We start from the raw sequence: 13,907 nt of genomic DNA, 5'->3' as shown, positions 1-13,907 counted from the left end.
GATATCTGAATGAACGCATTTGAACAATTTCTTTCAGGCGGGCGTCAGGCGATGCTGCCATCCAACCCAATTGAGGAGATTGACATGACAGACGCACACTTCCCCGCGCAGGCCCGATCCCGCCAGAACCTTGCCGTTGTTCTGCGCAGCGAGGGTGCGGCCATTGCGGTGCTATGCACATTGTATTTCAGCCATCTAAGTGGCGACTGGTGGCTGTATTTTCTGGCTTTTCTGCTGCCGGATCTGTTCATGTTGGGCTATCTCACGGGCTACCGGATTGGGGCTTTGTGCTACAATATCGGCCACAGTTATCTGACGCCGCTCTTGCTGGCTGCGGCAGGCGTGTGGTTTGGATTATCGCTGGCGGCAGAGCTGGCGCTGATCTGGGGTGCGCATATCGGGCTGGACCGGGCCATCGGCTATGGACTTAAGTACAATGGTCACTTCAAAGACACGCATTTGGGCCGTGTATAACCGGCTCTTCACCTTTGAAAATTTCGCGCCTAATTCGGGGCCATGACACAACCTATGACATATGGCGGCCATGTCCGCGCGATTCTCACCTTGGGCCTGCCGTTGATCGGCGGGCACTTGGGGCAAATTGCCATTGGCGTGACCGATACGGTCATGCTTGGCTGGTTCTCGGTTGAGGCTTTGGCGGCGGTGACCTTGGGCAGCACGTTCTTTTTCGTGCTGTTCATCTTTGGCTCGGGCTTTGCCTGGGCGGTGATGCCGCTTGTGGCCTCCTTTGCCGCCGAAGAGGACGAGGTCGGCATTCGCCGCGCCACGCGCATGGGGATCTGGCTGTCGTTGATGTTTGCCATGATCGCGATGCCTATTCTGGTTTGGGCCGAACCTGTGCTGCGCCTGTTGGGGCAGGGCGATGATCTGGCTTTTGTGGCGGGGCAATACCTCAAGGTCGCGGGTTGGGGCATCATTCCGGCGCTGTTTGTGATGGTGCTAAAGTCCTACCTGGCCGCATTGGAACGCACGCAGGTGGTGTTGTGGATCACTGTCGTCGCTGCAGTCTTTAACGCGATTGCGAATTACGCGTTGATCTTTGGCAATTGGGGGGCGCCGGAACTGGGCGTGGTGGGCGCGGCCATTGCATCGCTTTCTACCCAGATGGTCTCGCTGATCGGTATTCTTATCTACATTCTGGTTGTGGTGCCGCAGCATCAGTTGTTTGTGCGCCTGTGGCGGCTTGATCCGTCGATGTTTGTACGGGTGTTCAAATTGGGCCTGCCCATCGGCCTCACTGCGCTCAGCGAGGTGGGTCTCTTTGCCGCTTCTGCGATGATGATGGGCTGGCTGGGGACAATCCCGCTGGCGGCGCATGGGATTGCGGTGCAGCTGGCCTCGATCACCTTCATGGTACATCTGGGCCTCAGCAATGTGGCGACGATCCGGGCGGGCAATGCCTATGGGCGGCGCGATGCCGGTCACATGGGGCGCGGTGCGGTGATCGTGCTGGCGTTGTCGATTGGGTTTGCCGCGCTGACGATCATCGGCTTTGTCGGCTGGCCAGAGTCGCTGATCTCGGCGTTCATGCAAAAGGGCGAACCGGCGCGGGTTGAGATCCTCGCTGTGGGTGTGGGCCTATTGGCGATGGCGGCGCTGTTTCAATTGGTCGATGGGGCACAGGCGGTCGCGCTTGGCCTGCTGCGCGGGGTGCAAGACACCAGTGTGCCGATGTGGATGGCCGCGTTCAGCTATTGGGTGGTGGGGATTCCGGCCTCCTATTTGCTTGGCTTCACCTTCGGGTTAGAGGGGATTGGCGTTTGGGCCGGTCTGGTTCTTGGTCTTGGTGTCGCGGCGATATTGCTGAACCTGCGGTTCTGGCGGGTGACGATCAAACAGGTCGGGCAACCCGTCGCGGGCTGATCTCAAAGGTCTTTGGTGGACACGGTGTCGTGCTTTTGGGTCTGTTCCCATTGCGCGATCAGGGCATCACCCTGGCCCTTGAAATCCTCCGAAAGGAAGGCGCAATGCGCCATCCGGTCAAGCCGGAAGTGCCGCAGGTCTTGGCGTTTTTCGCACCATGCAACAATCATCGCATTGTCGACGTAATAGATCATGACAAGTGGCCAGACGATACGGGCGGTCTCGCGGCCCTCAGCATCGCGGTAGCGGATGTTCAGCTTGCATTCACGGCGGATGGCCAGCCGGATCTGCGATATATCCACGCTGGCGGTGTTGCCAACCCCCCATGAAGACGTCACCAGCTTGCGGGTGCCCGGCGCGGCCTCTTGAAGCTTGCGTGCCGCGCGGCCGGCGGCCCGCCACAGCCCCGCATCACCGGTGCGGGCAATCAGGCTAAGCCCCACAGCGATGGCCTCGGCCTCATCCACATCCAGATTGATCGGCGGCAGGTCATAGCCTTTGCGCATCACATAGCCCACGCCCGGCTCGCCAAGAATGGGGGTTTGCATGGCCTGAAGGCTGGCAATGTCCCGATAAACAGTACGCACCGACACTTCGAGCGCGGCGGCGATCTCGCGGGCGAGGATCGGTTTGGTCGCACTGCGCAGCAGTTGGATGACTTCAAAGAACCGCGTTGATTTTGACATGAGGCGCCTCCGATTATCTGCACCTTAACCTAACACTCCTGACACATAGATGGCAGCAGTGATACGCTATGGGGTTGGCCAATCCAGTAGAAAGGCCGACCCATGCACAGAGCTGAGCAAACAACCCGCACCACAGGCGTCCTCCTTGTCGTGGTGTCGGCAGTGGTGTTTTCCACGGCAGGTATCTTTACCAAATCGGTGACAACGGCGGCCTGGGGCGTGATCTTTTGGCGCGGGGTGGCGGCGGCGGGGTTCACGCTGGCCTATCTGGTGATGCGCGGGCAGTTGCGATCAGAGGCTCGGGCCTTCGGCTGGCCCGCTTTTTGGATCACCGCAATGATGGCAGCGGGCACGGCGGCGTTTATTCCGGCCTTCAAACACAGCAGCGTTGCCAATGTCGCGCTGATCTATGCCGCGGCGCCTTTTATTGCGGCAGGGCTGTCATGGATATGCATCAAAGAAGCGCCCGGCAGGCGGGTCATGCTGGCCTCTGGCGCGGCCTTTGGCGGGGTCTTGGTTATCCTGTCGGGATCGGTTGGCGGTGGCGCGCTCAAGGGGGATTTTCTGGCGCTGTTCATGACCTTGATGATGGCGGGGGTGATGGTGGCCTACCGGATGTATCCGGAGGCAACGGCAGCCTTGCCAGCGGCGCTGTCTTCTGTGGTGTTGTTGCCATTGGCCCTAACCTTTGGCGATCCGATGGCGACCCCTGCCGCTGAGATGCCTGTGCTCATTGCCTTTGGGTTGGTCTTTGCTGTGGCCTCCGTGACACTGTCGGAAGGGGCGCGGCGATTGCCATCAGCCGAAACCGCATTGCTATCGACGTTGGAGATGCCGCTGGCACCTGTTTTGGCCTTTGCACTGCTGTCAGAAGTGCCAAAGCCGCAGGTTCTGCTGGGCGGAGTGGTGATATTTGCAGCGGTAATCTGGTCGCAACGGCGCAGTGCCGCGCCGGTCGTGCAGGGCTAGTCCTTGTTGATCAGGCGATCCGCCTTTTTGCGCACCAATGTGCTGCGCAGATCGTGCATTGCCAAAAGCAAGCCGTCTGTGACCGCATCCAACTGTTCGTCGGTGGCTTTGGATTGCACCCATTGCGTGGTCAGGTTCATGTAATCCACGGCACGATGAATATCGTCGATGTCGCGGTGGGCCAGAACTTGATTGCGGTCTTCCATCCAGCTTTGGATTTGGGCCAGATCCGCGTCGGTCAGGACATATTCACCATGGGGTTTGATGGCCCCGTTGCGAATGTTCACCACGGCGATCTGATCCATCTCGATGCGGCGGTGGCGGTTCTCCGTGTCGACACGAAAAACCGCCGCGCCATTCTCGCGGACCCGGAAGTAATACTCAGGTAACTCTGCCGCCATGTTGCCCCTTTCAGGTCAGTCCCGCGCAGAAGGTCTGGATGCGGGTGCAGGCCTCTTTCAGGGCCTCGTCAGACGTAGCGTAGCTGACCCGGAAGTTTGGTGACAGCCCGAAAGCCGCGCCAAAGACAACGGCCACGCCGGTTTCTTCGAGCAGCGCAGTGGCAAAAACCTCGTCGTTGATGATTTTGGTTCCGGCCGCAGATGTTTTGCCGATCAACCCCGCGATGGAAGGATAGACATAAAACGCGCCTTCAGGGGTCGGGCAGGCCATGCCTTCGATCTCGTTGAGCATGGAAACCACCAGATTGCGGCGGCGCACGAAGATCTCGTTGTTGGTTGGCAGGAAATCCTGCGAGCCGTTCAACGCCTCCACTGCGGCCCATTGGCTGACGCTGCAAGGGTTCGAGGTCGATTGTGATTGCACCTTGCGCATGGCCGCGATCAGTTTTTCGGGCCCGGCAGCGTAGCCGATGCGCCAGCCTGTCATGGCATAGGCCTTGGATACGCCATTGATTGTCAATGTGCGGTCATAAAGGGCCGGTTCTACCTCTGCAGGGGTGCAGAATTCGAAATCGTCATAGGCCAGATGTTCATACATATCGTCCGTCATCACCCAGACATGGGGATGGCGCATCAGAACATCGGTCAGCTCCTTCAGCTCAGCGCGGGTGTAGCCCGCCCCGGTGGGGTTGGAGGGGCTGTTGAAGATGAACCATTTGGTCTTGGGCGTGATCGCGGCCTCAAGCTGATCAGCCGTCAGTTTGAAGTTGGTCTGCAAAGACGCCTCGGCAATCACCGGTTCCCCGCCTGCAAGCAGGACCATATCGGGATAGCTGACCCAATAGGGGGCAGGGATCACCACTTCTTCGCCGGGGTTCATCGTGGCCATTAGTGCGTTGTAAAGGATTTGTTTACCACCCGTGCCCACACTGACCTGAGAAGGCGTGTAGTCCAGCCCGTTGTCACGCTTGAACTTGTCGCAGATCGCCTGCTTCAGCTCGATGATCCCGTCGACGGCGGTGTATTTGGTTTTGCCGTCATTGATCGCCGCGATGGCGGCATCCTTGATGTTTTGCGGGGTGTCAAAGTCCGGCTCCCCGGCGCCAAGGCCGATCACGTCGCGCCCCGCAGCCTTGAGTTCGGCGGCTTTCGTCGTCACCGCGATGGTCGGAGACGGTTTGACGCGGGCGAGTGATTGAGAGAGCAGTTCCATTTTGGCCTCAATTTGTCTAAGTGTGCAGCATACTCATAGGGGCCACCCCCGCACCGATCAAGCGACATTGGTGAGAATGCAAAGATCGAGGAGACAGTAACGATGACAGACCAAGCTGAAATGATGCCAGAGACAGCAGACTGGTACGGACCGGACGCCGCAACCTTTGGGGATCGTGTGGCGGCGGCGCGTGAAATCGCGGGCATGACACAGGCGGTTTTGGCCAAGCGGCTGGGGGTCAAGCAATCTACACTGCGCAGTTGGGAAGACGACGTGTCCGAGCCACGCGCGAACCGGCTGTCGATGTTGGCGGGGCTGCTGAATGTTTCGATGATGTGGCTGATCAACGGCGAAGGTGAGGGGCTGGACAATCCGGACATCATCACCCCGCACAATAGCGACCTGAGCGAGATCCTGACAGAGATCCGTGGCATGCGCATCGAGATGCAAAAACGGGCCGAGGCGATGGGCCGCCTTGAGAAACGGGTGCGCAAAATGCTTGAGGATGCCACCTATGCCTGAAGAGCTTCGGGCGCATAAGGTCAAGCGCCTGCATATGCGGTCGATGCGCCGGGGGATCAAGGAAATGGATTTGATACTCTCGGCCTACGCGGCAGATCATCTGGAGACAATGGATGATGCCGGGCTGACGCTTTATGACAATATGCTGAACGAGAATGATCATGATCTTTATCAATGGGTCACAGGGCAAGTTGCTGTTCCGGATGAATATTCCGATTTGATCGCCCGCATCCAAAGCCGCATCGCAGACCAACCCGTCGGTCAGGTCTGATCAAAACTGACCCCATTGGAGGGCCGCTGTTCTGGCCGCCCTCCGAAGCTGTTTCAGGGTTTAACGAATTATTCTGCTTTTTTCCCCATTTTCTGTGGCAACACATTGAGTCGGAGAAACAAATGAGCATTCAACAATCAGTTACCGGCGCTGCCAATGATTCAGGCTTTATGGTGGGCTATCTAGAGGCCCTGTCTTTGGTTGAGCGGCTTCACAGGCTGCTGCTTGACGTGATCAAGGACGAGTTTGAGCGGGTCGGCGTTCTGGAAATCAACGCAGTGCAGGCGCTGTTGCTGTTTAACATTGGCGACAACGAAGTGACCGCAGGGGAATTGAAAAGTCGCGGATATTATCAAGGCAGCAACGTCAGCTATAACCTGAAAAAGCTGGTTGAGATGGGGTTCATGCACCATCAACGCTGTGAGATTGACCGCCGGTCCGTGCGGGTGCGTCTGACGGAAAAGGGCCGCCACATTCGCGACGTCGTGTCAGAGCTGTTTGCGCGCCATGCGGACGGGCTTGAGGACAAGGGCGTGCTTGGCCCTGCGGGTGTCTCAGAGATCACGGTCTCCCTCAAACGGATGGAACGGTATTGGACGGACCAGATCCGCTATATCTACTAGCGGTCAGGCAGGGGCGGCAGGTAGGACAGGATCAGACCTTCCAACTCGCGCAGCAATTTGCGTTTCATCGCGTCCGCGTAACTGTCATACCCCAGCGCCGCCTGAACAAAGGCCTCTTGGCCGAGGATCACTTCTGCACTGTAATAGGCTGACAGCTCTGATATTTCTGCCTGCCTGAGATCACCGATATTGGGCGCATCGGCGCCAATCACCAGCCCGTTGATGGTGATGCCGCTGCGCTCAATCCGGTGTTTGACATCACGGGGGCGGGGGCCGAGGTTGGATTTGCCATCGCCGGAAATATCCAACGTGCGTTTCCAGCAATCGGATTGTTGCGCCAATTGCCGCGCGCCATATGTCATCGCCACGCCAAGAGCCGTACCGGGTGTGGAATCGCGGCGGCGGGTCTGGCGCAGGGTCTCGATCGCGATATCCAGCGCGGCAGACTGATCAATCGCTGTCCAAGGCAGCAAGACATGCTGATCGCTCGGACCACTCCATTCATAGACCAGCAGGCGCACCGGCGCTGAGGGCATTTCGAGGATCTTGTTGCGCACTTCTGCATCATTCAGCGCTGATGTAAGCCCGTCCAGTTGCGCGCGGTATTCCTTGGCATCCACCGATCCGGAGACATCCAACCCAAGCGCCAAAGCCTGCCGGCAGCCAGCTGTTGCACTGGTCGCCGCGAGCGCAAGTGCCAGCGCGATCAGCCCGGCGCGGATCATCCCGCCGATCCATCGGGCCGCGGCAGGGCGCCAATGGCAGGCGGGGTCAGTTCCCGCTCCAGCTTTTGCCGCATGGCGCGTTCGTAATCTTCAAAACCGTCGGCAATCACCAGAAATGCCCCCGGCCCATGCAAAACCTCGGCGCGGTAGAAGGCGATCAACCCAACCTCGCCTTCAAAATCGGCGGCATTCACCACCAGTCCGTTGACTGTCACCTCGTCAAAAGGAAACTCCCGATAGGCGGTTTGCGGCCCGAACCCTTCGTTGTTTTGCCCGTCACCGGCCATATCAAGGGTCTTGCGCAGGCATTCGGGGGCAGATTGCAACAACTTGGCACCGTGACCCAATGCATAGCCCATCGCGGTTGGAAACTCGTTGTGGCTTCGGGTGCTGTTGGCGATGATCTCGGCGGTGTTCACAAGGGTTTCGAGATCGTCGATCAGGGTCCAATCCAGCAACACTTCTTGATTGTACCGTCCCGACCATTCGTAGACAGACAGTGCAACCTTTTGATCTGCGGCGAAAAAAGCCCGCTGTACCTCGGGCGACGTGAGCGCGGCAACCAAGCCGCCGCGCTGCAAACGATCCTCAACCGGATCGACAGAACTGGACACATCCAGCGCCAGCAAAAGCGCCAGACGGCAGTTCGAAGCCTCCGCCGGGGCGGCTGCGGCCAAGGCCAGCGCCGCGACAGAGGTCAGCCATTTCACCAATGGCCCGTGTTTTCCATGCTGGCCCAAGGTTCTGCGGGTTCTTGCGCATCGCCTTCTTGCAACAATTCGACCGAGATATTGTCGGGCGAGCGGACAAAAGCCATGCGACCATCACGGGGCGGGCGGTTGATGGTGATGCCGTTTTCCTGCAGGTGGCGGCAGGTTGCATAGATATCATCCACCGTATAGGCCAAATGGCCAAAATGGCGGCTGTCGGATGGCAGTTCGTCGTCGCCATCCCAATTGTAGGTCAATTCCACGTCCGCATGACCATCGGCCTGACCGGGAGGGCAGAGGAACACCAGCGTGAACCGCCCGCCCTCATTTTCAATGCGGCGGCGCTCAACAAGCCCGAGAAGTTCGTAAAATGCGATGGATTTATCCAGATCCTTCACGCGCACCATGGTGTGCAGGTATTTGATTGGCATGCTGTGGTCCTTTGTTGCACTGCGTTGGCGACAACCTAGCACAGCCCGCGGCGCATTCCAGCGCCTCGCGGGATTTTGAGCGTCAAGCGGCGCCCCTCAGAAGGCCGATTTGATCCCGATGCTCAGCCCGATGCGGTTCACATCATAAAGGCCGATATTGCTGTCGGTTTTGGACGCACTGAGGGTCACGGAAGGGTTAAACCCGTAATAATCGATCTGGCGGAAGGTGGCGGTGACATCTGCAAAAATCTTGTGGTCCTGCCTGCCATCTGCTGCGTGGCGGGACACGTCATAATCGCGGTAGGCCGCGCCAAGGCCAAATTGTACATCCGCCCCCATGATTGGCCTGTGCAAGACATAGCCTGTGCGCAACTCGACCTCGTTATATTCGGCGTCCTTTTCGGCGGAATGCGTGGTTTCCCCGCTCAGCCCAAGATAAAGCGTATCGCCGGATTTGAGGCGCTGGGTCAGGCTGCCGCGCAGAGCGACGCTGTCGAGATCTGGTGTGGCCTGACCAAATTGCCGTTCGATATCAATGCCAAAGCGGTATCTCTGGGTGCGACTAGGGCTAAAGCTTTGAAAGGCGGCACCGCGCAGATAACTGGCATATTGTGATCCGCCATACCACGATTGACCCAACTCGCCGTCAAAGGAAAACTCGCCCTTGCGGTCATAGTTGATGCGCCGAAAGCCGTAACCAAGCGTCGCCGTTCCAAAGGCAAAGTCCGAGCCGGATGCGTTTGGCGCGGTGTTTTTGGCGCTGCCCGAGAGGGCAAAGGTGCGATAGGATAGGCCAAGTTTCACATCATGGGCGGTCACTGGGGTTTGGTGAAACCGATAGCGGGTGCGCAGGCTGCCGCCGATCTCCAGCCCGCTGAGCGCGAGGGCGCTGCCGGTCAGATTGTATTCGATGGGCTGGCCAAAAAGAATCTCGCTGATGGCATAGTTCAGCTCGGATCGGTCCTGGGCGCTTCCGTTGTTTATGTTCGAGTTGGGGGCCAGTGTGAACGTCAGGCTGGTGTGCCAGGGATTGCGTTTCTTGACGTATTTGAAGTCTCGCTCTGCCCGTGCCCGCAGCAAATCATTGGGGGCATGTTCCGCCGCGCGGCGCAGCCAAAGCTGGGCACGGGTGCGTTTGCCGGCTGTTGACAACACCTGAGCGGTGATCAGCGCGGCTGAGTATTTTTCAGCGTCGGTTTTTGCCAGCCGCCACGCCCGTTTTGCCGCTGTGCGTGCAGGGGCGACTTGCCCCAGATCACGCAGAGCCCGCGCGTGGATCAGGTGGGCGTTCAGATCATTGGCATCGCGGGTGAGCAACGCCTCGGCATAGACCTTGGCCCGCTGCGCATCGCCTGCACGCAAGGCCAAGGTCGCCGCCTGCCGCAGGGCAGGGGCATCCAACGTGACTTGCGCAGCCGCAGGCAGGCCCGTCAGACAGGCCAAGATCCCGATGATGGCCGCGCTCCTGTAAAAGGGGCGCCGCTTGGGCATTTACTGACTTCCGCGATAGATCGTGAAACCAAGGGTTTCGCGGACACCGTCAGCGGTTGGATCTTCGCCTGATTCCAAGACAATGATGCCAACAATTTCCTCGGCATCGTCACCAGAGATGATGCCATAGTATTGGCCATTCTCATAGTCGACAGCCTGGCCGCTGTTGTTGCCAAAGCGGGACGTGAGCGCGCCGGTGATCTCGCCGTTGGCATCAAGTGCATTGGTTGAAACGGTGAAAACAGCCGTCGGGATCGCCGTCAGTGTGGCATCGCTTGCCGCAGCAACGCGGCCGTAGATATCGCTGGTGATGTCTTCGCCAGCGAGGTTGTAGACCTTGCGGTTGAATACAAATCCATCCACTGCGCCTTCGTAGCGGCCGGTTGTTTGGTTAAAATCATCAAAGTCGATGGCGATCTGCACGTCGGATGTGGTGTATTCCAGCCCGCCGCGCCCGTTGTAGTCGCGCAGGCCCGCGCCTTGACCGTTGTACAGTGCCTGACCGGTGGTGGGCAGCACAACTGATCCGTTGCGTTCGTAGACAAAACCGCCAAATCCGTAGCCAACGTAGGCGCCGGTGCGCACGATGGCAAATTCGGTGTTACCGCTGTTGCTCACCCCATAAATCGCCCGATGGCGGAATTGGTTGATGGAGGCGTTGGTTTGTGTGTCCGGGTACTGCTGCACCGCCTCATAGACGGCATATGGCCCAAGGCTGCTGACAGCTTCGCCGCGCACATAGGGCGTATCGGAACCACCATCGAAGGGCAGGTTGTCGACCGTGAATGTGTCATCGGTAGAGTTGTAGGCCACGCCTTCGGCAAAGCCATTGCCGGTCTCATTCACCGCCTCTTTGCGGAAAATCGTGTTGGAGGGCTGCGGCGATGTAGTGCCGGGCGGCAGGGTGCGATCGCTGTCGATCGTGCCGCCTGTCGTTGGCTCTTCCGTCTCATCAGGTTCATCGGCATTGAAAGGGGGCGTGCCGCCACATCCAACAAGAAAGGTACAGAGCAAGAGCCCCGCTGCATTGATTTTCATGATAGCCTGCCTTCAGCTCTGTGTTTTATTTTGGCCAACAGTCTCAAACCGGGGGCGGTTTTGTCAACGCTGCTGCATCCCTCATGGTTGAATAACTTTCCAAGGGTGGTCAAAAAACAATACCGCATATGGCGGTTCCTCAGGTGGATTTGCGCAGATATAGTGATCTGCGAATCCATTCCACCCATGAGTGCCTCAAAAGGACCGCCCGTCATGCCCCTGTCCCCCGACCAACAAGCCGAGATCGACGCCCTGCGCAGCGAAAGCCAGCCTACTTTGCGGGCCACCGTGCCGGGGATGGAGGCGCATCTGTACAAGGCGCATGAGGTGCTGGATCACGGATTTATCCGGGTGATCGACTATATGGGCGATGACGCCGCGATCTGTCAGGCGGCGCGTGTCAGCTATGGCAAGGGCACCAAATCGGTGCAAAACGACGAAGGGTTGATCCGCTATCTGATGCGGCATTGGCATTCGACCCCGTTCGAGATGTGCGAGATCAAGCTGCATGTGAAACTGCCGGTGTTTGTGGCGCGGCAATGGATCCGCCACCGCACCGCCAATGTGAATGAGTATTCCGCCCGTTATTCCATTCTTGACCGCGAATTTTACATCCCCGCGCCCGAGCATATCAACGCACAAAGCACGGTGAACAATCAGGGCCGGGGCGGCCTGCTTGAAGGCGAAGAAGCGGCCCGTGTGCTGGAGATCCTCAAGGCCGACAGCAGCCGTGCTTATGACCATTACCAAGAGATGATCTCGGACGAGGGTCAGGACGGTCTGGCCCGCGAATTGGCGCGGATGAACCTGCCGGCAAACATCTATACACAATGGTACTGGAAGGTGGATTTGCACAATCTTTTCCACTTCTTACGCCTGCGGGCAGATGCACATGCGCAATATGAGATCCGGGTTTATGCCGATGCGATCTGCAAGGTGGTGGCCGACTGGGTGCCAGCGGCTTACGGCGCGTTTGAGGACTATCGTCTGGGCGGCGCGACACTGTCTGGCAAGGCGCTGGATTGCCTGCGCCGGATGCTCAAGGGCGAGGCGGTCACGCAGGAGAACTCCGGCATGAGCAAAGGCGAATGGCGGGAGTTTGAGGGGGTTTTGAACGCTCCTGCTTGAGCGGCTCACCGTCACCACCCACCCCGCCCGGCACCGCCGGGCAGCGCCCGACCTCCCCCAAGAGGGCGCTTTTGCACCGGATCACACCTCATGAAAGCTGTGCATTTTGCGCGGCCCCGTTGCCGCGTGGAGGGGGGAGGCGCCCTCCAGGTCGTTCGCTGCCCGGCGATGCCTGCACCATGCCCTTGACGGCAGGGTGAACCCCGCCCTACCAAATTGCATGGATCCAAAAACCGCTCTGCATGCCCGGCTTGAGGCGCTTGATGCCGAAGATGCCGCTGGCCTTGACGGACAAAAGACCGTTGAGCTGGATCAACAGGCGGTTGGCCGGCTTTCGCGGATGGATGCCCTGCAAAATCAGGCGATGGCACAGGCACATGCGCGGCGGCGTGGCGCAGAACGACTGCGTATCAATGCGGCGCTGCACAGGTTGGAAGAGGGGGAATACGGCTTTTGCACCGATTGCGGCGAGGCGGTCGAGGATGCCCGCCTTGCTGCGGATCCGTCGATCCCGAAATGCCGCGATTGCATGCGCGGAGGGTAACGCGCCACATTGACACCGGCGCGGCAAAAGCCAGACTGCCGCCATGTTTGACCTTGCCAATCCCCCCGCCGATTTCACTGACAATCCGTTTCCTCATTATGACCGCCTGCTCGCAGAAAGCCCGGTTCTGACGCAGCCCGACGGCTCTGTACTGATCTGCAAACATGCCGATTTGAACGCGATCTACCGCGACACCACCACGTATATTTCGGACAAAAAGGCGGCATTTACCCCCAAATTCGGGCTGGATACCCCATTATTCGAACATCACACCACGTCGCTGGTGTTCAACGACCCGCCTCTGCACACGCGGGTGCGGCGGATCATGACATCGGCCCTGACGCCCAAAGCCTTGGCACGGATGGAGCCGGGGTTAATCGAAACGGTCGATCACTTGTTGAATGTCATGCCGCAACACGCTGACCTTATTGAAGATTTTGCCTCTACGATCCCCATTCAAATCATCGGTAATCTGCTGGATGTCCCGATGGAGGAACGCGGCCCCCTGCGGGATTGGTCCCTGTCGATCCTAGGTGCGTTGGAGCCGGTGTTGAGCCCGGAACAGCTTGAGACCGGCCATCAAGCGGTGCGCGATTTCAAAGCTTACCTCACGGATCTCATCGCCCGGCGAACGGCAAAGCCGGGTGATCCGGAAACCGACGTGCTGACGCGGTTGATCAATGGGGACGACACGGGCCAGTTGACCGAGATTGAGTTGATCCAGAATTGTATTTTTATCCTGAACGCGGGCCATGAGACCACGACAAACCTGATTGGCAATGGGCTGGCCTTGCTTAACGATCATCCAGCGCAAAAGGCGCGGCTGATTGATGATCCATCGCTGATCAACACCGCCGTGGAAGAGATGCTGCGTCTTCGGTCACCAAATCAGTTTGGCAATCGCGAGACGACCGCAGAGGTGACGATTGGCGGCATAACAATTCAACCGGGGACGAACCTGCATCTGTGCATTGGCGCGGCCAACCGCGATCCGGATGTGTTTGATAATCCGGCCGAATTTGACATAGCGCGGCAGCCAAACCGGCACCTTGCCTTTGCCGGAGGGCCACATGTATGCGTGGGGCTGACGCTGGCGCGGATGGAGGGCCGGATTGCGATCGAACGCTTTTTGCGCCGCTATCCAGATTATGCCCTAGCCTCCGGACGGGTGGGTGGCGGACGCATCAGATTTCACGGGTATCAATCGCTACCCTGCGCAGTTTCATGAGCACGTCAAAAGCAATCGCTTGGCGCCGGAACGCGGCGCCAAA

General features: G+C 58.8%; 17 protein-coding genes. 9 read left to right on the top strand and 8 right to left on the bottom strand.

The genetic code is table 11. The features are described 5' to 3' along the window. Positions 1 to 84: 84 nt before the first annotated feature. The gene (locus C8N31_RS13800) at positions 85 to 474 is read left to right on the top strand and encodes a DUF4260 domain-containing protein (RefSeq protein WP_025047695.1); all 390 of its coding nucleotides are present in this window, start codon (positions 85 to 87) and stop codon (positions 472 to 474) included. A 42-nt stretch (positions 475 to 516) separates the two neighbouring features. Beyond that, the gene (locus C8N31_RS13795; protein ID WP_025047694.1) at positions 517 to 1,884 is read left to right on the top strand and encodes an MATE family efflux transporter; all 1,368 of its coding nucleotides are present in this window, start codon (positions 517 to 519) and stop codon (positions 1,882 to 1,884) included. Between the two features lie 2 nt (positions 1,885 to 1,886). On the opposite strand, the gene C8N31_RS13790 is transcribed toward C8N31_RS13795, so the two are convergent. After that, positions 1,887 to 2,570: a helix-turn-helix transcriptional regulator gene (locus tag C8N31_RS13790; RefSeq protein ID WP_025047693.1), complete on the bottom strand. Its 684-nt coding sequence runs from the start codon at positions 2,568 to 2,570 to the stop codon at positions 1,887 to 1,889. Positions 2,571 to 2,672: 102 nt separating this feature from the next. Between C8N31_RS13790 and C8N31_RS13785 the strand changes: the two genes are divergently transcribed. Continuing rightward, entirely contained in the window at positions 2,673 to 3,539 is an 867-nt protein-coding gene (locus C8N31_RS13785; protein WP_025047692.1) for a DMT family transporter, read from the top strand. On the opposite strand, the gene C8N31_RS13780 is transcribed toward C8N31_RS13785, so the two are convergent. Together C8N31_RS13780 and C8N31_RS13775 are read right to left on the bottom strand one after the other, a co-directional pair. Continuing rightward, entirely contained in the window at positions 3,536 to 3,940 is a 405-nt protein-coding gene (locus C8N31_RS13780; RefSeq protein ID WP_025047691.1) for a hypothetical protein, read from the bottom strand. The two genes, C8N31_RS13785 and C8N31_RS13780, sit on opposite strands and share 4 nt — an antisense overlap. 10 nt (positions 3,941 to 3,950) lie before the next feature. Next, positions 3,951 to 5,153, bottom strand: coding sequence for a pyridoxal phosphate-dependent aminotransferase (locus tag C8N31_RS13775; protein WP_025047690.1), 1,203 nt, complete (start codon positions 5,151 to 5,153; stop codon positions 3,951 to 3,953). A gap of 123 nt (positions 5,154 to 5,276) precedes the next feature. On the opposite strand from C8N31_RS13775, the gene C8N31_RS13770 reads away from it, so the two are divergent. The 3 genes from C8N31_RS13770 (at position 5,277) to C8N31_RS13760 (ending at position 6,569) form a co-directional block, all read left to right on the top strand. After that, on the top strand, positions 5,277 to 5,675 hold the full coding sequence (locus C8N31_RS13770) for a helix-turn-helix domain-containing protein (protein ID WP_025047689.1): 399 nt from the start codon (positions 5,277 to 5,279) through the stop codon (positions 5,673 to 5,675). Further along, on the top strand, positions 5,668 to 5,946 hold the full coding sequence (locus C8N31_RS13765; protein ID WP_025047688.1) for a succinate dehydrogenase assembly factor 2: 279 nt from the start codon (positions 5,668 to 5,670) through the stop codon (positions 5,944 to 5,946). The genes C8N31_RS13770 and C8N31_RS13765 overlap by 8 nt, the downstream gene beginning before the upstream one ends. Before the next feature lie 122 nt (positions 5,947 to 6,068). Continuing rightward, complete coding sequence (locus tag C8N31_RS13760; protein ID WP_025047687.1) at positions 6,069 to 6,569, top strand: MarR family winged helix-turn-helix transcriptional regulator; 501 nt, start codon at positions 6,069 to 6,071, stop codon at positions 6,567 to 6,569. Here the strand turns inward: C8N31_RS13760 and C8N31_RS13755 are convergent. The 5 genes from C8N31_RS13755 to C8N31_RS13735 form a co-directional block, all read right to left on the bottom strand. Next, positions 6,566 to 7,294: a DUF1194 domain-containing protein gene (locus C8N31_RS13755; protein ID WP_025047686.1), complete on the bottom strand. Its 729-nt coding sequence runs from the start codon at positions 7,292 to 7,294 to the stop codon at positions 6,566 to 6,568. The genes C8N31_RS13760 and C8N31_RS13755 overlap by 4 nt on opposite strands. Beyond that, complete coding sequence (locus C8N31_RS13750; protein WP_420834945.1) at positions 7,291 to 8,034, bottom strand: DUF1194 domain-containing protein; 744 nt, start codon at positions 8,032 to 8,034, stop codon at positions 7,291 to 7,293. The genes C8N31_RS13755 and C8N31_RS13750 overlap by 4 nt, the downstream gene beginning before the upstream one ends. Continuing rightward, positions 8,001 to 8,435 (bottom strand): VOC family protein, encoded by a 435-nt coding sequence (locus C8N31_RS13745; RefSeq protein ID WP_025047684.1) that lies wholly within the window; start codon positions 8,433 to 8,435, stop codon positions 8,001 to 8,003. The genes C8N31_RS13750 and C8N31_RS13745 overlap by 34 nt, the downstream gene beginning before the upstream one ends. 96 nt (positions 8,436 to 8,531) lie before the next feature. Next, the gene (locus C8N31_RS13740; protein ID WP_025047683.1) at positions 8,532 to 9,926 is read right to left on the bottom strand and encodes a surface lipoprotein assembly modifier; all 1,395 of its coding nucleotides are present in this window, start codon (positions 9,924 to 9,926) and stop codon (positions 8,532 to 8,534) included. Then, complete coding sequence (locus tag C8N31_RS13735; RefSeq protein WP_025047682.1) at positions 9,927 to 10,964, bottom strand: hypothetical protein; 1,038 nt, start codon at positions 10,962 to 10,964, stop codon at positions 9,927 to 9,929. It lies immediately after the preceding gene. 213 nt (positions 10,965 to 11,177) lie between these two features. Between C8N31_RS13735 and thyX the strand changes: the two genes are divergently transcribed. The 3 genes from thyX to C8N31_RS13715 all read left to right on the top strand — a co-directional run bounded on the left by thyX (position 11,178) and on the right by C8N31_RS13715 (position 13,864). After that, positions 11,178 to 12,092: an FAD-dependent thymidylate synthase gene (gene thyX, locus C8N31_RS13725; protein ID WP_025047680.1), complete on the top strand. Its 915-nt coding sequence runs from the start codon at positions 11,178 to 11,180 to the stop codon at positions 12,090 to 12,092. A gap of 220 nt (positions 12,093 to 12,312) precedes the next feature. Beyond that, on the top strand, positions 12,313 to 12,636 hold the full coding sequence (locus tag C8N31_RS13720) for a TraR/DksA family transcriptional regulator (protein ID WP_025047679.1): 324 nt from the start codon (positions 12,313 to 12,315) through the stop codon (positions 12,634 to 12,636). Between the two features lie 43 nt (positions 12,637 to 12,679). Next, positions 12,680 to 13,864 (top strand): cytochrome P450, encoded by a 1,185-nt coding sequence (locus tag C8N31_RS13715; protein ID WP_025047678.1) that lies wholly within the window; start codon positions 12,680 to 12,682, stop codon positions 13,862 to 13,864. The last annotated feature ends 43 nt before the right edge of the window (positions 13,865 to 13,907 follow it).

This window comes from Sulfitobacter mediterraneus (assembly GCF_003054325.1).
GTDB classification, from domain to species: Bacteria; Pseudomonadota; Alphaproteobacteria; order Rhodobacterales; family Rhodobacteraceae; genus Sulfitobacter; species Sulfitobacter mediterraneus.
Note: the sequence above shows the minus strand (reverse complement) of the source record. Positions and strands in the feature narration are given on the sequence as shown.

Excerpts from the sequence above, each read along its gene's own strand:
- C8N31_RS13770 (WP_025047689.1), top strand. The coding sequence starts at position 5,277 with ATGCCAGAGACAGCAGACTGGTACGGACCGGACGCCGCAACCTTTGGG.
- C8N31_RS13785 (WP_025047692.1), top strand. The coding sequence starts at position 2,673 with ATGCACAGAGCTGAGCAAACAACCCGCACCACAGGCGTCCTCCTTGTC.
- C8N31_RS13720 (WP_025047679.1), top strand. The coding sequence starts at position 12,313 with ATGGATCCAAAAACCGCTCTGCATGCCCGGCTTGAGGCGCTTGATGCC.
- thyX (WP_025047680.1), top strand. The coding sequence starts at position 11,178 with ATGCCCCTGTCCCCCGACCAACAAGCCGAGATCGACGCCCTGCGCAGC.
- C8N31_RS13765 (WP_025047688.1), top strand. The coding sequence starts at position 5,668 with ATGCCTGAAGAGCTTCGGGCGCATAAGGTCAAGCGCCTGCATATGCGG.
- C8N31_RS13795 (WP_025047694.1), top strand. The coding sequence starts at position 517 with ATGACACAACCTATGACATATGGCGGCCATGTCCGCGCGATTCTCACC.
- C8N31_RS13760 (WP_025047687.1), top strand. The coding sequence starts at position 6,069 with ATGAGCATTCAACAATCAGTTACCGGCGCTGCCAATGATTCAGGCTTT.
- C8N31_RS13745 (WP_025047684.1), bottom strand. The coding sequence starts at position 8,435 with ATGCCAATCAAATACCTGCACACCATGGTGCGCGTGAAGGATCTGGAT.
- C8N31_RS13790 (WP_025047693.1), bottom strand. The coding sequence starts at position 2,570 with ATGTCAAAATCAACGCGGTTCTTTGAAGTCATCCAACTGCTGCGCAGT.
- C8N31_RS13775 (WP_025047690.1), bottom strand. The coding sequence starts at position 5,153 with ATGGAACTGCTCTCTCAATCACTCGCCCGCGTCAAACCGTCTCCGACC.
- C8N31_RS13715 (WP_025047678.1), top strand. The coding sequence starts at position 12,680 with ATGTTTGACCTTGCCAATCCCCCCGCCGATTTCACTGACAATCCGTTT.
- C8N31_RS13735 (WP_025047682.1), bottom strand. The coding sequence starts at position 10,964 with ATGAAAATCAATGCAGCGGGGCTCTTGCTCTGTACCTTTCTTGTTGGA.
- C8N31_RS13780 (WP_025047691.1), bottom strand. The coding sequence starts at position 3,940 with ATGGCGGCAGAGTTACCTGAGTATTACTTCCGGGTCCGCGAGAATGGC.
- C8N31_RS13755 (WP_025047686.1), bottom strand. The coding sequence starts at position 7,294 with ATGATCCGCGCCGGGCTGATCGCGCTGGCACTTGCGCTCGCGGCGACC.
- C8N31_RS13800 (WP_025047695.1), top strand. The coding sequence starts at position 85 with ATGACAGACGCACACTTCCCCGCGCAGGCCCGATCCCGCCAGAACCTT.
- C8N31_RS13740 (WP_025047683.1), bottom strand. The coding sequence starts at position 9,926 with ATGCCCAAGCGGCGCCCCTTTTACAGGAGCGCGGCCATCATCGGGATC.